The following is a 19,905-nucleotide window of genomic DNA, read 5'->3' on the forward strand; positions in this document are numbered from 1 at the left end:
CGACACTCACGCAAGCAAAATTGTATCTATCGTTGTGCGTCGCGCAACTTCTCGCTGCGGGCCTCCTGGCAAGGCTGAAGCGGCAGTTTCCCTAAGAAGACGTTCACTGCGAAGCACGTCTCCTGGCGATTGCACCGTGATGCTGCGCACAAACCTCAACCGCGCCGCCTGACCCTCTCAGCGCTTCCAGGGTAAACCCAATTCGCGAGGCAAATTGCGCACACCCCTATTGCGCAAATTAAATTGCGCGAAGATACTCGACGCAAATCCACTTGCCGTTGATTGTCAACCCACTCCCGAAGAGGCCATCATGAAACTCGTAGCAAAGCTCGCCGCGGCTGCACTCGTCGCCGTTTCCGTCCTCGGTCATGCCGCTCGGGCCGAGACCTTGCTGGTCGCCTGCGACACGGCGTTCGTGCCGTTCGAATTCAAGCAGGGTGACAAATACGTCGGCTTCGACATCGATTTGTGGGAAGCCATCGCGAAGGACCTGAAGCTCGACTACAAGCTGCAGCCGATGGATTTCAGCGGCATCCTGCCTGCGCTGCAAACGCGTAACGTTGACGTCGCGCTCGCGGGCATCACGATCAAGGACGAGCGCAAGAAAGTGATCGACTTCTCCGATGGCTACTACGACAGCGGCTTCACGCTGATGGTGCCGGCCACCAGCACGATCAAGGGCCCTGACGACCTGAAAGGCAAGTCGCTCGCCATCAAGACGGGCACGTCGGCGGCGGATTACGCCAAGGCACACTTCGCGGGCACCGATCTGCGCCAGTTCCCGAACATCGACAACGCGTATCTGGAGTTGCAGACGGGACGCGTCGACGCAGCGATGCACGACACGCCGAACGTTCTCTACTACATCAACACGGCGGGCAAGGGTCACGTGAAGGCGGTCGGTCCGCAGATGATGGCGCAGCAGTACGGCATCGCCTTCCCGAAGGGCAGCCCGCTCGTGCCGAAGGTGAATGCGGCGCTCGCGAAGATCAAGGCTGACGGTCGTTATGCGGCGATCTACAAGAAATGGTTCGGCGTCGAGCCGACGAAGTCCTGATAAGACAACGGCTGCGGGAGACAAGTCATGCAGTTCGATCTTTCAGTCGTCGTCGATGCGTTGCCGGCGCTGTTACAGGGCGCACAGTTGACGGTGCTCATCACCATCGCCGGCCTTGTGGGAGGCCTGGCGGTCGGCTTTCTGTTCGGCCTGATGCGCGCGTACGGGAACCCATTCCTGCAGAAGATCGCGTTCGCGTACGTCGAATTCGTGCGCGGCACGCCGATCGTCGTGCAGGTAATGTTCATCTACTTCGCGCTGCCCGTGCTGCTGAACGTGCGCGTCGATGCGTTGACGGCCGCCATCGTATCGATCATCGTCAATTCGGGCGCGTATATCGCCGAGATCGTGCGCGGCTCGTTCCTGTCGGTGCCGCGCGGGTTGAAGGAAGCGGGACTCGCGCTCGGCATGCCGATGTGGCGCGTGCTCGGATTCGTCGTCGGGCCCGTTGCGATTCGCCGCATGACGCCTGCGCTTGGCAATCAGTTCATCGTGAGCCTGAAGGATACGTCGCTCTTCATCGTGATCGGCGTAGGTGAACTCACGCGTCAGGGTCAGGAAATCATGGCGGCGAATTTTCGGGCTGTTGAAATCTGGACGGCCGTGGCCGCGATCTATCTGTGCATGATCGGCGTGCTGACGTTCTGTCTGCGCACGATGGAAAGGAGGATGCGGATACTATGAGCGCGCTCGATATGGTGCAGTTCAAGCAGGTGACGAAGCGCTTCGGTCAGACCGTCGTGCTAGATGGCGTCGATCTGAACATTCGCGCCGGCGAAGTCGTGGTGCTGATCGGCCCGTCGGGTTCGGGCAAGTCGACGCTGCTGCGTTGTATCAACGCGCTGGAACAGATCGACGGCGGCGATCTGATCGTCGATGGCATCAGCGTACTCGACGGCTCGAAGAAAGTGCGCGAGATTCGGCGCGAGGCGGGCATGGTGTTCCAGCAGTTCAACCTGTTCCCGCAACTGACGGCGCTCGAAAACGTCGCATTCGGCCCGCGTCAGGTGCGCGGCATGCGCAAGGCCGAAGCGGAAACGCTCGCGCACGAGCTGCTCACGAAAGTGGGCCTGGCGGGCCGCGTCGGTCACTACGCAAGCGAATTGTCGGGCGGCCAGCAGCAACGCGTCGCGATTGCGCGTGCACTGGCCGTCAAGCCGAAGCTGATGCTGTTCGACGAGCCGACTTCCGCGCTCGATCCCGAACTGCGTCAGGAAGTGCTGCGCGTGATGCAGTCGTTGGCGGAGGAAGGCATGACGATGGTCGTCGTGACGCACGAAATGACGTTCGCACGCAAGGTCGGCACGCGGCTGATCTTCATGGAGCACGGCCACATCACCGTCGACGGACCGCCCGCGCAACTGCTCGACAACCCGCCGAATCAGCGCCTGCGCGATTTCCTTCAACACGTCGAATGATCCCGCACTCATGCCTGCAACTGGATTCATCGAAATTTCCGGCTCGCCGTTCGACGCGGGCGAGACGCTGGGGCGTTTTGGCGCGTTGGCTGTGCATCGTCATCTGGTGCACTCGGCAGCCTGGCGCGACGTGATGCAGTGGCGAGGCACGCCGCTCGCCGCTTCGCTCGCCGCGCATACGCAGCAGCGCTTTCCGCGTATCTGGGCGGAACTGCAGGGGCTGGCCGTTGGTCTCGGACTGGCCTTCGAAGATGTGTTCCTCTGGAACTGTCGCGGCGATGTTTTGGCTGCGTCGCCCGATGGCTGCACGACTGTGCAGTTGCCTTGCGTCGATCGCCGGCGCATCTGTCACAACGAAGACGGCGATCCCGGCTTCGCGGGACATTGTGCGATTGCCGCGTGCCGTATCGACGGTAGCCCGGGTTTTGCGGCCTTCGTGTATCCGGGCTCGCTGCCGGGCCACACGTTTGCCGTGACGGACGCCGGGCTCGCCGTCACCGTGAACAATCTGCGAGTGCGCCAGATAGAAGCCGGCGTACCGCGTATGGTGCTCACGCGCGCCGTGCTGGATGCACACGATCTCGATGCGGCCGTTGCCGTGGTGCGCGACAACCCGCGCGCGGGCGGTTTCCATCTGACGCTTGCGCATTGCGCAAGCGCCGCGTTGCTGAGTGTCGAATACAGCTCGCACGGTTGTTCCGTGCAGGAGATCGCGCAGCCGTCGGTGCACGCGAATCATGCGATTCATCCGTCCATGCGAGGCTTTGCTCAGGTCGTGACGGATTCGTCGCGGCACCGGCAGACACGTGGCGATGCACTATTGCACGACGCGCGCGAAGGTGGCCACGCGCCCGATCCGCTCGCCATCCTTGCCGACACCCACGACGTGTCGCGGCCGATCTATCGCGCCGACCCCGATGATCCCGACGACGAGAATACGCTCGCAACCGCCGATATCGTGATCGCGGCGTCTCACATAGAATGGGACGTTTATGAACAGCCTGGGACGCCGCCCCGATACCGATTGATCAATGGACACAAACCCACGCACGAAGCGCCGCAAGCCGGCGCACAAGGACGACGCGAGCGCGCCTGAAGCGAGCGCGCCGCGCAGCGTCGATGGGCTGCGCGATCTGCTGGTGCGCATCGGCCGCGCCGAGGCGGGTCTATCGCTCGGCAGCAAGGCCCATGCGGTGCTGGCGTGGCTGCTCGAACGTCCGGAGGAAGTGGCCGTGCGCACGATCACCGATCTCGCGACGGCGCTCGACGTGAACGCATCCACACTGACGCGCCTGAGCACGAAACTCGGCTACACGGGCTTTGCGGACTTCCAGAATGTGTTCCGCGACTCTCTTGCGCAGCGGCATCGGCATTTCTACACGCATCAGGCGGAACGGCTCGTGTCCGGGCAGAAGACTGGCGCGCTTGCCGGCGCCGATGCCGCGGGATCGCCTGAAGTCGATGTCGTCGCGCAACTCGCGCATGAATCGATCGGCAATGTCGAGACGTTCCTCGCTCGACTGTCGCCCGTCGATCTGCGTGGCGCGTCGACCTTGCTCGCCGATGCGCCGCGCGTGCGCGTGCATGGTTTGCGGCAGTTCAGCGCGCTTGCGAGTTTCCTGTGCTATGGCCTCGGCATGATCCGCACCGATGTCGCGCTGCTCGATGCGCAGGGGCTCGGCGTCGCCGAAGGCCTTGCACAGCTGCAGCCAGGCGATGTGGTCGTCGTGACCAGCGTAGCACCCTATACGCGCAGCGTCGCCGAGGCCGCTGCGGCAGCCGCCGAGGCCGGCATGACCGTGATCGCGATCACGGATACGCTCGCCTCGCCGCTCGTGCCGCCCGCACGCCACGCCTTTCTGATTCCGCACGACAGCAGTTTCTTCAGCAACAGCATGGGCGCGTATCTGATCTTCTGCGAAGGCTTGCTCAACCTCGTCGCGACGCATCTTGGCAAGCGCTCGCTAGAGGCGCTGTCACGGCGTGAGCGGCTGATTTCGGCATTGGGCATCGAGCGTGATTGACGGATTTTCAGGTCGCGCGATTTCGCGACGGCGAGAGCTGAGTGGTGACTATCGCTTTCGAAAGATTCTTGTCGGGCCCCTCTTTCGCTAGCGGCGGCTCCAGCTCTGGCTTCAAATGGCAATGAACTCGCGGTCATAAACTGATTCGAAACCGCCGCATGACCGTCACACTGCTGTGTCTGGCAGGTGCCACACACGCACAACGGCTCTGACAGGACCTTCGCTCGTTACGCGCAGCCGCCATCACGATATGACCGGCAAACAGAACTCGCCGGCGACTGGAGACCGCCAAATCGCGCGGCGAGCCGTGACGAAGTTGTCGCGGGAGCTCTTGATCATCCCGAAAGTGGCACCGGGCCGACACCCGGCAGGCAGCGGAATGTACTCGTCTCAATCATTCTGAGCCTCGTGCTCGAACTGAGCGCGCGAAACGTGACGGAGATCCTTGCCCTTGACTACGTATATGACGAGCTCCGCCAGGTTCTTCGCATGGTCGCCGATCCGTTCGATGGCCGCCGCAATGGACACGTAGTCGAGCGCGGAAGAGATGATGCGGGGATTTTCCGCCATGTATGCTGGCAGCTTGCGCACAAATGCGCGGTACTGCTCATCGATCGCCTCATCCTCACGCATGATCCGGGCTGCCTCAACCGTATCGAGTCGCGCGAATGCTGCGAGTGCGTTGTGGAAGATGATTCCTGCCATCTGACCGGATGACCGGATTTCCGCGATATTCATGTTCCTGCCCGCAGCGTCATTCGCGATCCGGCTCGCCCGCTTTGCGATCTTGCGTGCTTCATCGCCTGCGCGCTCGAGGTTGCTGATTCCCTTGGAGAAGGCCAACAGTCGACGCAGGTCGGACGCGATGGGCTGACGCCGCGCGATGACGTTGCTGCACTCGGCATCGATCTCGACTTCCATCGTATTGAGTCGATGCTCCTCATCAATCACCTTCTCGACCAGACCCAGGTCGAAGTGGCTGAGCGCCTCCATCGCATCGGTCAACTGTGATTCAACCAGTCCCCCCATCTCAAAGAACCTCGACGACAGGTGTTCAAGGTCAGCATCGAACTGGCTGGAAATGTGCTTGTCTGGCATGGAAAACGCCTCCTTACCAAAAAGACGATAAACTGTTTGTACGGTTTGTCAAACCTGAAAAACCCATGAAAACACAGGCTACCAGGGACAGAAGCGGCAAGCGGCCACATGCGTCGCCAGCCGAGGGCACCAGCGAGGCAATGGCCAGCGGTAAGTCGGTCAAGACTGCGACGACTCCACGGGCGGCGTCGAAGTTACAGGGCCGAAAGACCACGCCTGCTGAGGACCCTCCCCGACGCGTTGCCCGACACCGCAGGGAGCATGTCAAACAGGACAAGGTCGTGCGCGACACCTTCACGATGCCCAGGGAGGATTACGAACAGCTCACGATACTCAAGCAGCGGTGCCTCGATGCGGGCGTGGCCGTGAAAAAGAGCGAACTCGTCCGCGCGGGGCTGCTTCTGCTGGCATCTGAGCCGACGAAACGGCTTCTTGCGGCGATCAGGGCGGTCGAGCCGGTCAAGACCGGCCGGCCACCGAAATCGAGGTAAGCCGAGCACGCGACCAGACGGTCGCACATTGACAGCCCGCGGCGTGCGAGGCGGCGCCGCACCTGGCTTGCTGCGGCCTGCGGGAGAGCGGCGGGAACGGTTACGGCTCGCCCTCCGATGCAAACGCGGCGGCAAGGCACGGCACTGATCGTGCAAGTGCAGTCATTCGATGTTGCGCTGCCGTCGTCTGCACTGGTACGGGTTTATCACTGTGTCATGTGAGCTTACTCAGACGATAACCGACGCCCCGAACCGTCACGATCCGCTCTGCGCCGATCTTCTGCCGCAGACGATGTACATGGACTTCAATCGCATTGCTGTCGATTTCGTCGTCCGGGCCGTAGACCTTCCCCAGAAGTTCATGATGGGTGAAAACCCGTTCTGGTTCTTCGATGAGCGCCCTCAGCAGACTGAATTCGCGCGGCACCAGGTCGAGCACCGCTCCATGCAGGGTCGCCTCATGAGAGGCGTGATTCAGCACAAGACCATCGTGTGCGTAGACTCCCGCTGCCTGCCCGGTCCGACGGCGCATCAGCGCCCGTACGCGTGCCGCGAGCTCGTCAAGGTCAATGGGCTTGATCAGGTCATCGTCCACACCCGCGTCGAGTGCGTCAATACGAGTTGCCACCGCATCCCGGGCCGTCAGGATAATCACCTGGGCGCGACCACCTCGCCGCCGGTAATGGTTCAGCAGATCGAGCCCCTCGTTGCCAGGCATACTCAGGTCGAGCACAATCAGGTCGTACGCTCCGTCTCGAAGCGACAATTCCGCCTCGTGCCAGTCGCGCACCCAGTCGATCGTATGTCCCGCGCACCGCATCGTCTCCGCCACGGACCCGGCGAGCATCCCGTCATCTCCCACCAGCAGCAGGCGCATGGTGCGGCCTCCCTTGAAACGCCTCCCCTGAAACGCCTTCATTGTCGACGCGCATCGCTTAACGCCCGCTTAAGCATCCCTTAAGCTCCTGCTGCCGACAATGCGCCGGAATACTGAGCCCAGCCATTCATTTGAGCGACCTCGATGCTCCACGAGGGAAACGCCAGGAACGTGGCGGATTCAGACTTCACGCGCAGGAGACCTGGACATGTCCAGCAACAACAAGCCTCGCTCCCTTCACCAGCCGTCTTCAAGGGCTCTATCGAAAGCACTGTTCCTTCCAATGTCCCAGCGCGACGCATCCAGTCTTGCGCTACGCACGCGGATCGCGCTCGAGCGGCTGCGCAACGGCGAGGCCGGTCGGTCATTAATCAATCACATGTCCCAGATCGTACTTATCACCGGCTACATTACCCGCGCTGGACTCGACAGGCTCGACATCCACGACATTGACCGCGTCGAGCAGATTCTGGGCGACGTACTCGTCGACGCAGACAGGACGGGAGAATGGAATATCCCGGATTCGCTGATCAGCGAACTCACGACCGTGGTGAACGAGTATGATCGCCAGCTCGCCACGACCCGCGTCGAGATCGTCGCCCGCGCCAGCGAATACCTCGAAAGGCAGATGATGCTCGCCGCAACGTGACGGCCTCGCATTGATCATCCGCCGCCACAGCGCCGGAGCCCAGGGTGACGCCACGGCAAGCCCATACGGTTGCCGGATGCGAGCGCGAGTTCATCAATGCACGAAGACGTGCTTCGATGCGAAAGTGACATTTCGCCCGGCTAAACTCCATGCCAGTCCCCCAGTCCCCCCTGCCAGCATGAAACGTGTTTCGGTTCGAAGATCACCCATCCACGGAAAAGGCGTCTTCGCACTGATGACGCTTTATGCAGGTAAACGCATCTTTGAGTACAAGGGCCTCTTGACCACGTGGCGCGAGGCTGCATGTCATTGCGCACGGCGCGCGGATACCGGATAAAGCTCTCGCTGCCAGGTGACGAAAGCCGGCTTTTTGAGCCCGGCTCATGTCCCGCATCCGCCAATAGCGCGACGCTGTTCCGCCAGGCTGCCTAAGCGGAAACGAGGCCACGCGCCGTCGCCACGTGACTGAACAGGAGATTGATGATCTCGCGCGTCGGCACGCTGGTGATGAGCGTCGCCACCTTCCCGGGACGAAACCACCGGCATCCCAGGATTTCATTGCCCGGCACAGGCCTCGCGCCATCGGGTAACAACGAGAAAAAGACGTGATGCCGTTTGTTCAGACCTCCGAACTGGAAGAGACAACCCAGTTCGCAGCCCTCGAGCGTCGTCTCTTCAATGAGTTCCCGCCGGGCAGCATCCGCCGGAGACTCGCCCCGCTGGATCGTGCCGCCGGGCAGCGACCATCCTGCCCGTCCGCGTTCGACAAGAAGGACCTTTCCGTGTTGCCAGCACACGAGGGTGGCTCGTTCTTTCATGATTCCAGGTCTCACTGCAAGTGCTATATTTTTTAGACGAATCGAAGCGTCACTGAGGGAGGCCGGCACCCGGTTACTGGCCGGGGCCTTCACCGGTATGGCGCAGCAGCCTGCACGTCAAGCGCCGGCAATACGCTAACGCATCGAGCACACCATGCTGACGGGGAGAAAAGGCCATGAGAACCCGCTCGTCGTTCGAAATCTGTACGCCCCTCGGCATTTTCGTTATCGCCTGCGCACTTTCTGTTCCGACGCTCGTCATCGCCATTGCCTGGATGTCGATCGGCGTCTGCTGCCTGGGCTACCGCACGCTTGCGGACTTCCCCGCTGACGGCGTGCCGCACAGGTGGCGCCACGGCGCCCGTGGTGGCTGTCTGCTTTTCTATCATCTCGCATGGTGGCCGTGGTACATGCGCCGCGAGTTGCATGAATTCGCCGTTCAGGCAAAAGCCCGGTTCGCCAGGGGCAAGCTATTGCGCGATCACAGCGCATCGTCCAGTCAGGAAAGCGACGGGAATCCCTGACAGGCTGTAGTGGCAAATTCGTGTGAAGGATACGCGCCCTCAGTTCGCTGAGGGCGGGTCAGGTATGTAGCCGCGGTGGTGCTCGTAAAGCCAGTACTGGCACGTCGCAGCGCGGGATGCAAAGTCGTCGCCACGCTCGTGAAACAGCTTCATCCAGTTCAGGACATACTCGACCGGGATCAAATTTTCGCGCGTGCCAAACAGCACTGCCACCAGGAAGCGGTCGGCCTCGCCAGGCGAGCCACTCACGAGGACCCTGGGCTCAATCTCGTACAGAGGGGTTGGCGTCATTGTGATTGCCCACCGGCCTCTCAATGCGCCGGGAACCACGACTCTGCGCCGCCGCTGGCCTTGGTGCAAGGGCCGGGTCTCTCAAGTCGATCGAGGCGACCCAGCAGGTCCTTTGCCTGTTTCTCAATGTGCATCGGTAGCAGAGGCATGGCCAGTATCGCACTGACCCTGTCCCGCCAGTAGTTCAGGTTGAACATCGCCCCTGTTTCGATCTCGCGAACGCCATCGGCCAGGTGCTCGAGATGGCTTAGTACGCTCCCGATATGCGCCAGATCCCGTTCAGCAAATTCGTCGCTCACGCTTGATTCCCTGCCGTTTGTATCCGGCGTGTTCGTTCTTGTGTGCACTCTGCTTCCGCCGTCGGAGCCGTCTCACGTGCAGGCTGTGCCGTGCTACCCCCGACGACACTCAACGTCGTGATCGGGTGGGTTGCCACCATTCATGGTGATCGAGATTGCGCAGCAAATCAGCCCGACGCCGCTCACGGAGATAGTGTGCAGTCACGCCGACCCCTGCGATAACAAGCACGATCGTGCCGGCAGCCATACCCAGCCAGGTTTGGTCCATGTCAGCTTCCCCAGTTAGACCCGGATCTCCGCCTCATACTCCAGGCGGCACGCATCGTGAATATAGTCCGTCGCGGTGACAGGCCATCGGCAATGTGCCCGCGCACAGCGCGCCCGGGCAATCGCCCGCAGGACTGCGTCGCCCTGCGGGGTCACGCGAGGAATCGGCAGGCCCGCTTCGGGCGGGTCAATCGCAATCAGCTCAAGCGCGCGAAGCGCGCCGAGTTCCAGGCGGTCCGCCTCCATCCGTTCAGGGGCATCCTTGACCAGCATCAACGTGGCAAGTTCGTGGGGGCTCAGCATGGCATTCCCTGACGTTGGGATGGTGAGAAAGAAGTCGGTATCCAGTGGCGATCCACCGGGAAACGGCTATCCGGACGACGGGCAGGATTAGCGCGACTGAGTTCGCCGCCTGCGGCCTGTCGGCGCCACGCCTGCGACGTGGTCTGCATCCTTGCGCGCGCTGTCCTGCATGGCAGCAGTGGGCATCGCGGCGACGGCGCAAACCGAATCGTCGGGAGGCAGCGTGGTCATTGCGTTGGCGGCCCGAACGCTCCTGACCATCGCAGTGATGGCCGCTGACGCGTGCCGGACCGTTTCAACATAGCCATCAAGGGCAAAACGGTTTAGCGCAACCGACGTCTGCAGCGTCATGTCCATCACGGCGCTGGCGTGTGCGGCGAACCGCACGACAAACGGCGGCAGCCTGCCGGCCGGGTTCAAGGCGCACGGCCCCAGCGCCTGCGGCGGCTGCGTGCTCTCGCGCCTGTTCTGGGCGCCGGCGAGGACCGCTGCGTACATCAAGAGGTTTAGCCGCGCGAGTTCACTGAAACCGGCAACCAGATGGCCGGCAAGGAAGGGGAACGCAGCCGCACGGGCTGCAGTTGTGGCAAATGATTTTTCTTCAGGATTACTAACGAATTGGCTCCAGGTGCTCACCAACAGGCGTGGCCGCTGCCACCGCGGCCGATCGTCGGCATGCCGGCGTGCGCGAACCTGCGCTGCGCGACGCCTCGCCGATCAATCTAGAGGCTTCATCCTAACTTTGTTAAATCTGCGCCATGAATCCGTATTGTCCAGGAGTTTCCCCAATATGTGAGAACGGGCGGGCGTGGTGACCGGACACGACGTTGGCTTGATGCGCATTCACAGAGCGCCATCGCAAAGCGCCGCCCCGACGTTGCGAGCGCACCGGTTTCGACCGTTCCAGCCGCAAGGCGGATCGATCAGGATTCAATGCCGGTCATGACAGAACAGGTCATCAACGATCTTGCGCGCAGCGCTGTATCCACCCATGAGCGCGTCGGCCTCCGTTGCGAAGGGCCTGCCGCCCGCTTCACCGACGCGCAACGGCGAAAAGACGGCGAGCGTGCTCGCTGCCTGAAATATCCTGACGACAGCGACATATCCCGGCCGGGTTGGCTCGAGCCTCTTCGGTCCGATGCTGATATCGGACTCAACAGAAATCTCAAGCGTAAAGCCCTCGTAATCGTAGCTTCGCGTCATGACAGTCTCCCCGCCTTACTTCTCGCGTCGACACTCGCGGACGCCCGACATGGCTTCGAGCCGCGCGCAAATCGCCGAGAATTCGCTCGTGCTCGTCCGCGACAGTGCGATCTGCACATCATCGAGATCGGCGTCATCCTCCGACTGCTGGACGATGAACTGCTTGACGCGAACGCTACCCGCGCCAAGCGCCTGGTTCAGTGAGTCAAGCGAGACACTACCGTGTTCGACCAGCAGTTGTATGTTGCGCTGCTGACGCACGGAAATAAAGCGCCGCTCCAGAGGCTTCACGCCGACCAGAATGATCACGATGATGGCCGTCGCGCCGATCGCGGCCGTGTACATGCCGCCCCCCACTGCCAGACCGATACCCGCAACCGATCAGAGGCTCGCCGCCGTCGTCAGACCGCGGACCACTTCGCCACGCAGAAGTATCGACCCCGCACCAAGAAAACCAATACCGGAAACCACCTGGGCGGCGACCCGGGACGGATCCAGCACGACGTTCTTCTCGCCCAGCACAACAGCAAAACCAAACGCCGAAACCAGCATCATCAGCGCGGCCCCGACGCAGACGAGCGTGTGTGCGCGCAGACCTGCCGTAGCAGCGCAGCGATCAGCAGGCACGGACCGAATTGTGACATTGTGTGTGACACAGCTGCTGGCCAAGGGGCATGCAAGGAGGCGAGTTGGCCACGCGAGCTAACCCTTCACGCGACCTCGATGCGCTGCACGGCGGTTGAACGATTGTCCGGACGCTACCCGCCTCAGATCCGTATCGCCGTTCGAAAATGGAACGCGACTCTCACCTGCAGCATTCCCCGCTGGGTGGCGCTCCAGCACGGTCAGATTGCTTTATCGCGTTAAACGGCAGATCGCGGGAAGTCAGCCTTGGTAGAGGCCTTGCTCGTCTTGCTGCCCAACGTTGATGTATATAAAGTGACCGCACTTTAATATGTGGTCCTAAACCATGGAGGCCTGAGCAACGAGGTTTGCGTGGTACCACATTCGAATCGCTCGAGACGGTGACCACCACGCGGTGGAAAAAGCAATTAGAGCAACGGCATAAAAGCACCGCAAATTTCTGACGATCATGTGCGCCAACTCTTTGCCACCAATTCCCATCGCCGAGATTGCTTTGACTCCCGGACCAACGGGCCAAGGCGTGAGCTAAACGTAGCGAACGGGAGCGAAATCGTACCGCCTGACCTGCTCGTCGTGCGTCAGGAGCACAATCCCTTCGGCGATCGCCTGGCCGATGAGTAGCCGGTCGAATGGATCTTTGTGCAGCGGTGGGAGCGAGGCAACTTCGAATGCGTGCTGGGCCTCGATCGACAGTTCCTCGTAGCCGGCGTCGAGCAGGCTCCTGCGCAGGACACGTGCGTCAAGTTGAAAGTCGTCGCGACCCAGCGCGCTCTTGATCACGATTTCCCACATGCTCGCGACGCTGAAATAGAGGGTGTTGTCCGTGTCCTCGATGACCGCGCGCGCTTCGTCGGATAAGTCTGGATCGTCGACCGCAGCCCAGATCAGCAGGTGAGTATCGAGCAACAACTTCACTGGGCCTTCCCTTCAAACTGATCGGCAATCTCATCGCCGCCCATCGTGTCGAAGTCTGCCGGGACCTTGATCTGGCCTTTCAGAAAGCCGATGCGCCGTGGCGGCTTTTCGATTCCCGCTTCGATGCGCACGACCTTCACTAGCGGCTTGCCCGCTTTCGCGATGACGAACGGTTCGCCGCCGCTCACGGTTTCTTCAATCAGCCGCGACAGGTTCGTCTTGGCGTCGTGGATGTTGTAGATCTGCATGACTATCCTCTGTCAACTTAGTTTAATGGACTAAGTTTACTCTGAATGTCCAGATATCGCTAGATCACATGAGACATGGACACAGGTAGCAGCACATTTACATAATGAAAGCTATCAATTTTTTAGGGTCGCATTCAAATTATGCTATAGCGGTGTCCCGGCCAGAAGCGCCCGAAATGTTCGTTGCCGCCCCTAATCCAGCCCGACCTCACGCTAACGTCTATTCATTGAGCCTGTATGGGGGAGTATCTGGTCAGAGTACACAACGAGAACGACCGGCAAACGCTGGAATGGCTGCGCCGACATATCGGTGACGCAGCTATCGCTGCCGCCATTCAACGATGTGGGGGCTCGGGCAAACCGTCTCTTTCTGCCGTCTGCAGGCAGCTGGGTGTCACGGCCGCACGGTTTCACCTGCCACGGCGGGAAAGCCCGAGCCCGGTGGCTGAGCAATCCCTGGCGACCATCAGGCGCATCCTCGCCGCGCGTGCCGCGCTGACCGTAGCAAACCCGATCGTATCCAGCCAGCAATGACCGGCCCGGTTGGTGGGATCCGGTCGGGACGACGCGTCGCCCTGTCGTGCGCTGGCACGGGCCGTGGTCCCGGCCACCGTTGCATCGCCCCTGTGATGTGAAGCTTGTACGAAGGCGGAAAGCAACTTCGGAGCTGGCATGGCGAACAAACACCACATTATCTGGGTCGAGCAGCGCGACACCCGAAAGGGTTGGCCGGAGTTCCGCGAAGAAGCTTTCCGGGGCGCGCTCGCTGACGCAATGGAGACTACATCATTGCTCTGGCCGAAGGGACGGGTTTCATCGTAGGCCAGGTCCTTGCGCAGGACGGCCAGATACTGGCAACGGTCGTTTCCTCTGTAAACGGCCGCCTTAACGGATGACCCATCCGGGATCCCGGAGCCCGAAGGATCGTAGTCGCAATTCGGGCCGTCGCCGGGATCGGCCTACTTAAACTCGATGCTATGTCACTCCTGATTGCGGGCCATCCCGGTGTGCGAAGACAGGCCGCATACAGCGCGAGGCAGGTTGGCAAGGCGCCCCGCGGCAGCGCCCTCTACACTCAACGCATGACAAACACGCGCGAGACGCTTTCCGCCCTGGCGATCCAGGCTGGCCCCCCCCCGCGCGATGATGGCCCGCATCGTCGCTTGCCTTCTGCTGCTCGCCGCGTTGAGTGCGGCGGCAATGACGTGGTTCGTCTACGAAGGCCGCCTTCAGCTGCGAATCGACGTCGAGCCGTCCTGTGACCAAGGTGCTGCCCGCGATCAGAAGCGCGTGGAGATCGAGCGCGGCGATACCGTCTAACGACAGTCGATCGCAACCGGTGCCAGGTTATTCCGCTTTAACGAACTTGAGCGTCATGCGATCCGATTCGCCGATCGCAGCATAACGTGCCCTGTCGACGTCGCCGCCCGCGTATGTCGGGGGAAGCGACCAGACGCCGTGCGGATAGTCCCTGGTATCCCGAGCGTTCGCGTTGATTTCACTGCGTGCGGCCAATGTGAAACCGGCCGCTTTCGCATGTTCGATCACGTAGTCTTCCGTTACGTAGCCGGTGTCGATCATTTGCTGTAGGGTTGTCCCCGGCCGCGCGCGATGTTCCTCGACACCCAGTATTCCGCCGGGCTTGAGTGCGCGATAAAAGGCCCGGAGATTCGCGTTGAACTGACCGTCCTTCATCCAGTTGTGGATGTTGCGAAACGTGAGCACACGATCAAACTGACCATCCGCATCCCAACCCGTGAATTCCCCGGCGCGCAACGTGCCGACCACAACATTACCGTAAATAGCCGGCTCTCCCGCCAGCTTGCGCAGATAGGCCGCATCCGTTGGACGGTCGTCGCCCGCCAGCTCTGCCGACGTACTGATGTATTGTGCTTCGTAAAGATGCCCATGGTCATGCAGATACGGGGCGAGTATGTCCGTGTACCATCCGCCGCCCGGCGCGATCTCCATGACGGTCTGCGTCGAACCGACCTCGAAGAACTGCAAAGTTTCCTGTGGATGACGGTAGACGTCTCGCGCCTTCGCCTTTTCGCTGCGCTGGGGGCCGTCGATGGCCGCAGTCAGCGAAGTTGCCGCCAACTCGGAAGCTTGCGAGTCGCGAGAAACCGCTTGCGAGGACGCGGTGCAGCCCGCGGTCATCACTGCAGCGGATACTGCCGCGATGGCAAAAACGAGCGTTAGCGGATATCCAGGCAGTGCCCGGCGCTGGCGGATCTCTATCATTTGCGATTTCGTCATGTTGAGGTTGCCATACGATACAAGCTTTCTGCGCCCTCCTGGCGCCAACCACCTCAGTACCGATCCTCGCTCCGCGTGCTCAGGGGCCGGGAGAGATCGACACCGCTGATTTCGGCGCCAATATGGGCTGAAAGCGGCCGGACAACTATCTGGCTTCTTCTGGGACGACGGCTGTGCTCATGATGATTTCCGGTCAAAGCGCAATACACGGTCCGAAGCGTCGACGATGCCTGTTTGCTGGGAATCGGAGGCGATGAGGCTCAGCGCTTCGTGCACGAGATGATGGTGGGTTGAGGACGAGGTGGTCAACGGCTTCGTGACGAACGCGACGTGCAATCGAGTATCGGTCTTGAATTGCCAGACGGAGACGAACGACTTGTGATTTTCATTTTTCGCGAATACGTCTCGTCGCGCTGCTTGCAGATCAGCGAATCGACGTCATTGCAGATCAAGGTGCCCATAGACTGAACGCCGCGCCGGCTCAGCGCGGCGAGACGACAATTGCGACCCGGCGGTTTTGCGCGCGGCCGGCTTCCGTGCGGTTGTCGCCCACCGGGTCGCGCTTGCCCTTCGCGATGATTTCGATGTGTTCGGCAGGAAGACCGGTGTCGACGAGTTCGAGTGCAACGACCTCCGCACGGCGTCTGGACAACTCGAGGTCATAGGCGTTCGAGCCCTCCCCGTCGCTGTAACCATAGACGCGCATACTGTTAAGCCCCGCCCCCCTAAGCGTGTGGCCAACGCGCTCGACAATCCGGCGGTCGTCGGGCTTGAGGTTGTAGCGGTCGAAGTCGAACAGGATGGGCCCGGTCAAGCCGAACTCGAAACCCTGCTCGGTCTCCTGGAACCCCGCCGACGTGAGTGCCTGAACCTGCGTCTGCGTCAGACCGCGGTAAAGCGGCGGCGTTTTGCAGCCCCCAAGCAGCATACAAAGGAGCAGCGCGCTCCCCACGCCTGTTCGCCAGATACCTGCAGGAAACGAGTGCTTATTCATCGCATTCCCCTCGAGCACGCCGGCCAGGCGCACACTATTTCGAATTCCTGCGACGGCGCCAGCTGCTGCGCCATGCCATCACGTCAAGCCGGTCCAGCGACACCTTCGGCGAACTGCCACGAGCCCGGCCGCGCGCGCTTGGCCCGGTACATCGCTGCATCTGCAGCGCGCAGCAAGCCGGTCGCGTCGCTCGCGTGATCCGGATACAGCGCAATCCCGATGCTCATCATGGTGGCCACCGTGCGGCCATCGGACAACGTGATCGACGGCGTCATGCCGGAAAGGATGTCCTCGGCGATACGGGCGGCGCTGGCCAGTTCGCGGATCGGCGCCAGCATCACGGCGAACTCGTCGCCTCCCAGCCGCGCAACCAGATCGACCTCGCACAACTGCGTGCGCAGTCGCGCCGCAATGCCGATCAGCACCGCGTCGCCGGCGTCATGGCCGAGGCAGTCGTTGATCTCCTTGAAACGATCACAGTCGAGATAGAGGACGGCGACCCGATGCTCCGTCACCATGGCCTCACCCAGGGCGCGCTTGAGGCGCGCCTCGAACTGCAAACGATTGGGCAGGCCAGTGAGCGCATCGTGGGTTGCCTTGTGTTCGAGCGACGCGTTTTCGTCGCGCAGGTTGTTTTGCCAGTCTTCGAATTCATCGAGCAAGGCGTTGAAATCGTCACCCAGCTGGTTCAGTTCGGCAATCGCAGCGGGCTCGACACGTCGCTCGAACGCGCGTTCGCGCCGCACTGCGTGGGCGACGCCGGCCAGCGCGCGCAGCGGAGCGACGATGTTGCGCACCACGCGCTTGGAACTGACATAGGCGCCAAGCACGCTAACGGCGAGGCAGGCCAGGATACCGCCGACGCCGCCGAGCAGGAAGCCGAAGAACTGGTGCCCCTGGCCACGCACTTCAACGTAACCGACGACGATGCCGTCGTGCAGCACCCGTACGGTCACGGGCCCGGGCAACGCAATGTCGGCGACTGCCCGCTCGAGCCTGGCGATCGCACTGGCGGCAGGCGAGCGCCATGCCGCGAACGGCCGTCCCCTGCTATCCACGACGACGATTTCAGCCACGTCCTCTTCTTTGGCAATCAGCGCGATCGCCTGGATCGCTGCTACGCGGTCGCCGAACACCAGCGCGGCCTCAACTGTATAGCCGAGCGAGCGGGCCAGCAGGTTCAGGTTGTTGCCGGCATAAGCCCGCAACGCGATCACGGCGACCATGATCAACGACACCGCGGCCATTGTGACAGCGACGAACGCCAGACGCAGGTGCGCACGGCGCAATACGCTTTGCAGCGTCAGGCGCGGCGTGGGCGGAGCGGAAACGGGGGGCGCGGGCTGTGTCATGGTGTCACCGGCCGCCGCGCGAGGTTGAGCACATTCGGGTGGACTCGTACACCGCTGCGCGCCACGGCATCGAGATTGATATCGAACGTGACGCGTTCGACATCGACATTGAGGCAAAACATGCTGCCCGCGGTGCAGGACGGATCGTGTTCTGCGATCGTCAGGACCGGATGGCCAGCCAGGGCGGCGCTGACCTGCTGTCGCTCGGAGGCGCTCAGGCCGCCTAGATAGACGGCCTGGCAGGTTGTGCCGAGGGTGGAATCATCAAACTGGACGTGCTGTACCTCGAGCGGCGTCGAACCGGCCTGCAGCGTGTCGACGAGGCCCTGCGCGTAGTCGGGCCGGCCCGTCACGCACAGGTGCAGGCGCGCGGGCGGCGTCGGCCAGCGCGTAAAGCTGATGATGCCCAGCACGACCCGGCGCACGGCGGCGTCGCGGGGCGAAATGGCGGGATCGGTAACGGCGTGCGCCGTGTTGGCTGGATCGACCGTATTGGCGGGTGCGTCGGCGTGCGAGGCCGATGCCGCGCCTAGCGCGCAAGCTACTGCGAGCAAGACATGGCGAAGCAAGGCCGACCAGCCAGGCCGGCCAGACGTCGCCAGCGCAATGATCTTCGTCGCGCACCCGTGCGTCATTGCAGTCGCACGACAGGTGCCCGCCGCGCGCACGCTCGCATCCATGATGAAAACACTTGTTGGCGTCGATCCGCGCACTGCCTTCTGGCTCCCGCCAATTGGAGGCCTACACCAGCCTGTGCGCATCGAAATTCATCTTAGGCGCAAAGTCGCACAGTCAACCAGTCGGAAACACCTGTTTTCGTTGTGGCCATCGACGATTGCCGCTTCGCAGCAGATTGATCTGAAGATTGGCGCGACAAAACCGTCGGTGCAGGCCAGGGGCCTCAGCCAGGCTGCAAGGAAAGGAAGAGCGTATCGAAGCGCGCAGGGCGTGCGCGCGATCGATCCGTCAGTGTTGAGTGGGTTGGATTGGTCCTGTCGCCAGCACAGGCGTCAAACCGCGAGAGATGGTTCGCATGCCTACACACGGATTCCAGGAAAATCGCTCAAGACACCTTGTGGATCCAGCCGAATGGATCAACAATTTTGCCGCGCTGAATACCGGTGAGCGTAGTGCGAATTCGTTGTGTGACAGGTCCTTCGCCACCATCGCCGATCTTGAATTCGCCCGCCGCGTGACGAACCTCTCCAATGGCCGTCACAACCGCTGCCGTACCACAGGCGAAGGCCTCCTTGACGCGACCGCTGATCGCATCGGCTTGCCACGATGCAAATGCATAGGGCTCTTCGGAGACTGTGATGCCCTCCCGTTTGACCAGCTCAATAATGGAAGCACGCGTAATACCAGGCAAGATGGTGCCCGATAGCGGTGGTGTACGCAGGGAGCCGTCGTCCATCACGAAGAACACGTTCATGCCGCCCAGTTCTTCGACCCATTTGTGTTCCGCGGCGTCGAGGAACACGACCTGGTCGCAGCCTTTCGCTGCCGCCTCGGTTTGCGCAATCAGGCTGGCGGCATAATTTCCGCCGCACTTGGCCGCGCCCGTTCCACCCGGGGCCGCGCGGGTGTATTGGTCGGAGACCCAAACAGTGACCGCCGTCTTACCCGCCTTGAAATACGGCCCAACGGGCGAAGCGATAACACAGAACAGATACTCGTTGGCGGCGCGCACCCCGAGAAAACTCTCCGTTGCAAACATGAAAGGCCGAAGGTACAAACTGCCATCGCCGCCAGGAACCCAGTCCCGATCGATCTTCACGAGCGCATCCACTGCGCCGACAAAGAGTGTTTCGGGGAGTTCTGCCATGGACATGCGCGCTGCCGACGCGCGAAACCGCCTGGCATTCTCGTAAGGCCTGAAAAGCGAGATCGAGCCGTCGTCGCCGCGATAGGCTTTCATGCCTTCAAAAATCTCCTGCGCGTAGTGCAGGACAGCACAGGCGGGGTCAATCTGAAACGGCCGGCGTGACTCAACTTTCGCGTCGTGCCAGCCAAGGGTATTGGTCCATCGGACAGTCGCCATGTGATCGGTGAACACGCGACCAAATACCGGGTTGGCGATGCTCGCGGTGATCTCACCGTGTGGGGTAGGTGTCGTGCTGGGCGAAATGACAAACTGGCCAGTTGTTTCAGTATTCATGGTTTCTTCGAGAAA

Annotated in this window: 26 protein-coding genes and 1 pseudogene; 10 read left to right on the top strand and 17 right to left on the bottom strand. The window is 61.7% G+C overall.

From position 1 onward, the window contains the following. Positions 1–310: 310 nt before the first annotated feature. From glnH to A3CW_RS0132685, 5 genes are read left to right on the top strand one after another with little or no spacing between them, the layout of a single operon-like run. On the top strand, positions 311–1,057 hold the full coding sequence (glnH, locus tag A3CW_RS0132665) for a glutamine ABC transporter substrate-binding protein GlnH (RefSeq protein WP_028207322.1): 747 nt from the start codon (positions 311–313) through the stop codon (positions 1,055–1,057). 27 nt (positions 1,058–1,084) lie between these two features. Next, positions 1,085–1,741, top strand: a complete 657-nt coding sequence (glnP, locus tag A3CW_RS0132670; RefSeq protein WP_028207323.1) for a glutamine ABC transporter permease GlnP — start codon at positions 1,085–1,087, stop codon at positions 1,739–1,741. After that, positions 1,738–2,475, top strand: a complete 738-nt coding sequence (glnQ, locus tag A3CW_RS0132675) for a glutamine ABC transporter ATP-binding protein GlnQ (protein WP_028207324.1) — start codon at positions 1,738–1,740, stop codon at positions 2,473–2,475. Before glnP ends, glnQ begins: the two co-directional genes overlap by 4 nt. Positions 2,476–2,485: 10 nt before the next feature. Continuing rightward, positions 2,486–3,571, top strand: a complete 1,086-nt coding sequence (locus A3CW_RS0132680; RefSeq protein WP_028207325.1) for a C45 family autoproteolytic acyltransferase/hydolase — start codon at positions 2,486–2,488, stop codon at positions 3,569–3,571. Next, positions 3,507–4,499 (top strand): MurR/RpiR family transcriptional regulator, encoded by a 993-nt coding sequence (locus A3CW_RS0132685; RefSeq protein WP_028207326.1) that lies wholly within the window; start codon positions 3,507–3,509, stop codon positions 4,497–4,499. Before A3CW_RS0132680 ends, A3CW_RS0132685 begins: the two co-directional genes overlap by 65 nt. 390 nt (positions 4,500–4,889) lie before the next feature. On the opposite strand, the gene phoU is transcribed toward A3CW_RS0132685, so the two are convergent. Beyond that, complete coding sequence (phoU, locus tag A3CW_RS0132690) at positions 4,890–5,597, bottom strand: phosphate signaling complex protein PhoU (RefSeq protein ID WP_028207327.1); 708 nt, start codon at positions 5,595–5,597, stop codon at positions 4,890–4,892. Positions 5,598–5,878: 281 nt separating this feature from the next. Between phoU and A3CW_RS52625 the strand changes: the two genes are divergently transcribed. Then, positions 5,879–6,088, top strand: a complete 210-nt coding sequence (locus tag A3CW_RS52625; protein ID WP_211254108.1) for a hypothetical protein — start codon at positions 5,879–5,881, stop codon at positions 6,086–6,088. Between the two features lie 214 nt (positions 6,089–6,302). Here the strand turns inward: A3CW_RS52625 and A3CW_RS0132700 are convergent, their stop codons facing one another. After that, positions 6,303–6,965, bottom strand: a complete 663-nt coding sequence (locus A3CW_RS0132700; protein ID WP_028207329.1) for a winged helix-turn-helix domain-containing protein — start codon at positions 6,963–6,965, stop codon at positions 6,303–6,305. A 208-nt stretch (positions 6,966–7,173) separates the two neighbouring features. Between A3CW_RS0132700 and A3CW_RS48250 the strand changes: the two genes are divergently transcribed. Beyond that, positions 7,174–7,614 carry a hypothetical protein gene (locus A3CW_RS48250; RefSeq protein WP_245623802.1) on the top strand — a complete coding sequence of 147 codons (441 nt, stop codon included), beginning with the start codon at positions 7,174–7,176 and terminating at the stop codon, positions 7,612–7,614. Positions 7,615–8,042: 428 nt separating this feature from the next. Here A3CW_RS48250 and A3CW_RS51410 read toward each other — a convergent pair whose 3' ends face one another. Next, a complete protein-coding gene (locus tag A3CW_RS51410) occupies positions 8,043–8,432 on the bottom strand; it encodes an NUDIX hydrolase (protein ID WP_081771912.1) in 390 nt (129 codons plus the stop codon). Between the two features lie 176 nt (positions 8,433–8,608). Between A3CW_RS51410 and A3CW_RS0132720 the strand changes: the two genes are divergently transcribed. Further along, positions 8,609–8,956, top strand: a complete 348-nt coding sequence (locus A3CW_RS0132720) for a hypothetical protein (RefSeq protein ID WP_028207331.1) — start codon at positions 8,609–8,611, stop codon at positions 8,954–8,956. Between the two features lie 39 nt (positions 8,957–8,995). Here the strand turns inward: A3CW_RS0132720 and A3CW_RS0132725 are convergent, their stop codons facing one another. From A3CW_RS0132725 to A3CW_RS0132765, 9 genes and pseudogenes are all read right to left on the bottom strand, one after another. After that, positions 8,996–9,247: a hypothetical protein gene (locus A3CW_RS0132725; protein WP_028207332.1), complete on the bottom strand. Its 252-nt coding sequence runs from the start codon at positions 9,245–9,247 to the stop codon at positions 8,996–8,998. Between the two features lie 20 nt (positions 9,248–9,267). Further along, positions 9,268–9,546, bottom strand: coding sequence for a hypothetical protein (locus tag A3CW_RS0132730; RefSeq protein WP_028207333.1), 279 nt, complete (start codon positions 9,544–9,546; stop codon positions 9,268–9,270). A gap of 109 nt (positions 9,547–9,655) precedes the next feature. Next, a complete protein-coding gene (locus A3CW_RS53445) occupies positions 9,656–9,814 on the bottom strand; it encodes a hypothetical protein (protein WP_169739128.1) in 159 nt (52 codons plus the stop codon). 14 nt (positions 9,815–9,828) lie between these two features. After that, positions 9,829–10,116 carry a hypothetical protein gene (locus A3CW_RS48255; protein ID WP_063750884.1) on the bottom strand — a complete coding sequence of 96 codons (288 nt, stop codon included), beginning with the start codon at positions 10,114–10,116 and terminating at the stop codon, positions 9,829–9,831. 87 nt (positions 10,117–10,203) lie between these two features. Further along, the gene (locus tag A3CW_RS0132740) at positions 10,204–10,752 is read right to left on the bottom strand and encodes a hypothetical protein (protein ID WP_154678093.1); all 549 of its coding nucleotides are present in this window, start codon (positions 10,750–10,752) and stop codon (positions 10,204–10,206) included. Positions 10,753–11,046: 294 nt separating this feature from the next. After that, on the bottom strand, positions 11,047–11,319 hold the full coding sequence (locus A3CW_RS0132750; RefSeq protein WP_028207335.1) for a hypothetical protein: 273 nt from the start codon (positions 11,317–11,319) through the stop codon (positions 11,047–11,049). Between the two features lie 15 nt (positions 11,320–11,334). Further along, positions 11,335–11,955: pseudogene (locus A3CW_RS48260) on the bottom strand (MgtC/SapB family protein). A gap of 534 nt (positions 11,956–12,489) precedes the next feature. Beyond that, positions 12,490–12,879 (bottom strand): type II toxin-antitoxin system VapC family toxin, encoded by a 390-nt coding sequence (locus tag A3CW_RS0132760; RefSeq protein WP_028207336.1) that lies wholly within the window; start codon positions 12,877–12,879, stop codon positions 12,490–12,492. After that, on the bottom strand, positions 12,876–13,127 hold the full coding sequence (locus A3CW_RS0132765; RefSeq protein ID WP_028207337.1) for a type II toxin-antitoxin system Phd/YefM family antitoxin: 252 nt from the start codon (positions 13,125–13,127) through the stop codon (positions 12,876–12,878). The genes A3CW_RS0132760 and A3CW_RS0132765 overlap by 4 nt, the downstream gene beginning before the upstream one ends. A 237-nt stretch (positions 13,128–13,364) precedes the next feature. Here A3CW_RS0132765 and A3CW_RS51415 point away from each other — a divergent pair, with 237 nt between their 5' ends. After that, on the top strand, positions 13,365–13,661 hold the full coding sequence (locus A3CW_RS51415; RefSeq protein ID WP_081771913.1) for a hypothetical protein: 297 nt from the start codon (positions 13,365–13,367) through the stop codon (positions 13,659–13,661). 612 nt (positions 13,662–14,273) lie between these two features. Then, entirely contained in the window at positions 14,274–14,447 is a 174-nt protein-coding gene (locus A3CW_RS52630) for a hypothetical protein (RefSeq protein WP_154678094.1), read from the top strand. A 27-nt stretch (positions 14,448–14,474) separates the two neighbouring features. Here the strand turns inward: A3CW_RS52630 and A3CW_RS0132775 are convergent, their stop codons facing one another. The 5 genes from A3CW_RS0132775 to A3CW_RS0132800 all read right to left on the bottom strand — a co-directional run bounded on the left by A3CW_RS0132775 (position 14,475) and on the right by A3CW_RS0132800 (position 19,890). After that, positions 14,475–15,386 (bottom strand): class I SAM-dependent methyltransferase, encoded by a 912-nt coding sequence (locus tag A3CW_RS0132775; protein ID WP_407669788.1) that lies wholly within the window; start codon positions 15,384–15,386, stop codon positions 14,475–14,477. Between the two features lie 481 nt (positions 15,387–15,867). Then, a complete protein-coding gene (locus tag A3CW_RS0132785) occupies positions 15,868–16,380 on the bottom strand; it encodes an OmpA family protein (protein ID WP_028207339.1) in 513 nt (170 codons plus the stop codon). 83 nt (positions 16,381–16,463) lie between these two features. Further along, positions 16,464–17,732, bottom strand: coding sequence for a diguanylate cyclase domain-containing protein (locus A3CW_RS0132790; protein WP_028207340.1), 1,269 nt, complete (start codon positions 17,730–17,732; stop codon positions 16,464–16,466). Further along, positions 17,729–18,412: a YfiR family protein gene (locus A3CW_RS0132795; RefSeq protein WP_028207341.1), complete on the bottom strand. Its 684-nt coding sequence runs from the start codon at positions 18,410–18,412 to the stop codon at positions 17,729–17,731. The genes A3CW_RS0132790 and A3CW_RS0132795 overlap by 4 nt, the downstream gene beginning before the upstream one ends. 383 nt (positions 18,413–18,795) lie before the next feature. Continuing rightward, complete coding sequence (locus tag A3CW_RS0132800; RefSeq protein ID WP_028207342.1) at positions 18,796–19,890, bottom strand: branched-chain amino acid aminotransferase; 1,095 nt, start codon at positions 19,888–19,890, stop codon at positions 18,796–18,798. Positions 19,891–19,905: the final 15 nt, after the last annotated feature.

This window comes from Paraburkholderia nodosa DSM 21604 (genome assembly GCF_000519185.1).
Classification (GTDB): Bacteria; Pseudomonadota; Gammaproteobacteria; order Burkholderiales; family Burkholderiaceae; genus Paraburkholderia; species Paraburkholderia nodosa.

Bases quoted from the DNA above. Each gene is read 5' to 3' on its own strand.
- glnH (WP_028207322.1), top strand. From the start codon at position 311: ATGAAACTCGTAGCAAAGCTCGCCGCGGCTGCACTCGTCGCCGTTTCC.
- glnP (WP_028207323.1), top strand. From the start codon at position 1,085: ATGCAGTTCGATCTTTCAGTCGTCGTCGATGCGTTGCCGGCGCTGTTA.
- glnQ (WP_028207324.1), top strand. From the start codon at position 1,738: ATGAGCGCGCTCGATATGGTGCAGTTCAAGCAGGTGACGAAGCGCTTC.
- A3CW_RS0132680 (WP_028207325.1), top strand. From the start codon at position 2,486: ATGCCTGCAACTGGATTCATCGAAATTTCCGGCTCGCCGTTCGACGCG.
- A3CW_RS0132685 (WP_028207326.1), top strand. From the start codon at position 3,507: ATGGACACAAACCCACGCACGAAGCGCCGCAAGCCGGCGCACAAGGAC.
- phoU (WP_028207327.1), bottom strand. From the start codon at position 5,597: ATGCCAGACAAGCACATTTCCAGCCAGTTCGATGCTGACCTTGAACAC.
- A3CW_RS0132700 (WP_028207329.1), bottom strand. From the start codon at position 6,965: ATGCGCCTGCTGCTGGTGGGAGATGACGGGATGCTCGCCGGGTCCGTG.
- A3CW_RS48250 (WP_245623802.1), top strand. From the start codon at position 7,174: ATGTCCAGCAACAACAAGCCTCGCTCCCTTCACCAGCCGTCTTCAAGG.
- A3CW_RS51410 (WP_081771912.1), bottom strand. From the start codon at position 8,432: ATGAAAGAACGAGCCACCCTCGTGTGCTGGCAACACGGAAAGGTCCTT.
- A3CW_RS0132720 (WP_028207331.1), top strand. From the start codon at position 8,609: ATGAGAACCCGCTCGTCGTTCGAAATCTGTACGCCCCTCGGCATTTTC.
- A3CW_RS0132725 (WP_028207332.1), bottom strand. From the start codon at position 9,247: ATGACGCCAACCCCTCTGTACGAGATTGAGCCCAGGGTCCTCGTGAGT.
- A3CW_RS53445 (WP_169739128.1), bottom strand. From the start codon at position 9,814: ATGGACCAAACCTGGCTGGGTATGGCTGCCGGCACGATCGTGCTTGTT.
- A3CW_RS48255 (WP_063750884.1), bottom strand. From the start codon at position 10,116: ATGCTGAGCCCCCACGAACTTGCCACGTTGATGCTGGTCAAGGATGCC.
- A3CW_RS0132750 (WP_028207335.1), bottom strand. From the start codon at position 11,319: ATGACGCGAAGCTACGATTACGAGGGCTTTACGCTTGAGATTTCTGTT.
- A3CW_RS0132765 (WP_028207337.1), bottom strand. From the start codon at position 13,127: ATGCAGATCTACAACATCCACGACGCCAAGACGAACCTGTCGCGGCTG.
- A3CW_RS51415 (WP_081771913.1), top strand. From the start codon at position 13,365: ATGGGGGAGTATCTGGTCAGAGTACACAACGAGAACGACCGGCAAACG.
- A3CW_RS52630 (WP_154678094.1), top strand. From the start codon at position 14,274: ATGGCCCGCATCGTCGCTTGCCTTCTGCTGCTCGCCGCGTTGAGTGCG.
- A3CW_RS0132775 (WP_407669788.1), bottom strand. From the start codon at position 15,386: ATGACGAAATCGCAAATGATAGAGATCCGCCAGCGCCGGGCACTGCCT.
- A3CW_RS0132785 (WP_028207339.1), bottom strand. From the start codon at position 16,380: ATGAATAAGCACTCGTTTCCTGCAGGTATCTGGCGAACAGGCGTGGGG.
- A3CW_RS0132790 (WP_028207340.1), bottom strand. From the start codon at position 17,732: ATGACACAGCCCGCGCCCCCCGTTTCCGCTCCGCCCACGCCGCGCCTG.
- A3CW_RS0132795 (WP_028207341.1), bottom strand. From the start codon at position 18,412: ATGGATGCGAGCGTGCGCGCGGCGGGCACCTGTCGTGCGACTGCAATG.
- A3CW_RS0132800 (WP_028207342.1), bottom strand. From the start codon at position 19,890: ATGAATACTGAAACAACTGGCCAGTTTGTCATTTCGCCCAGCACGACA.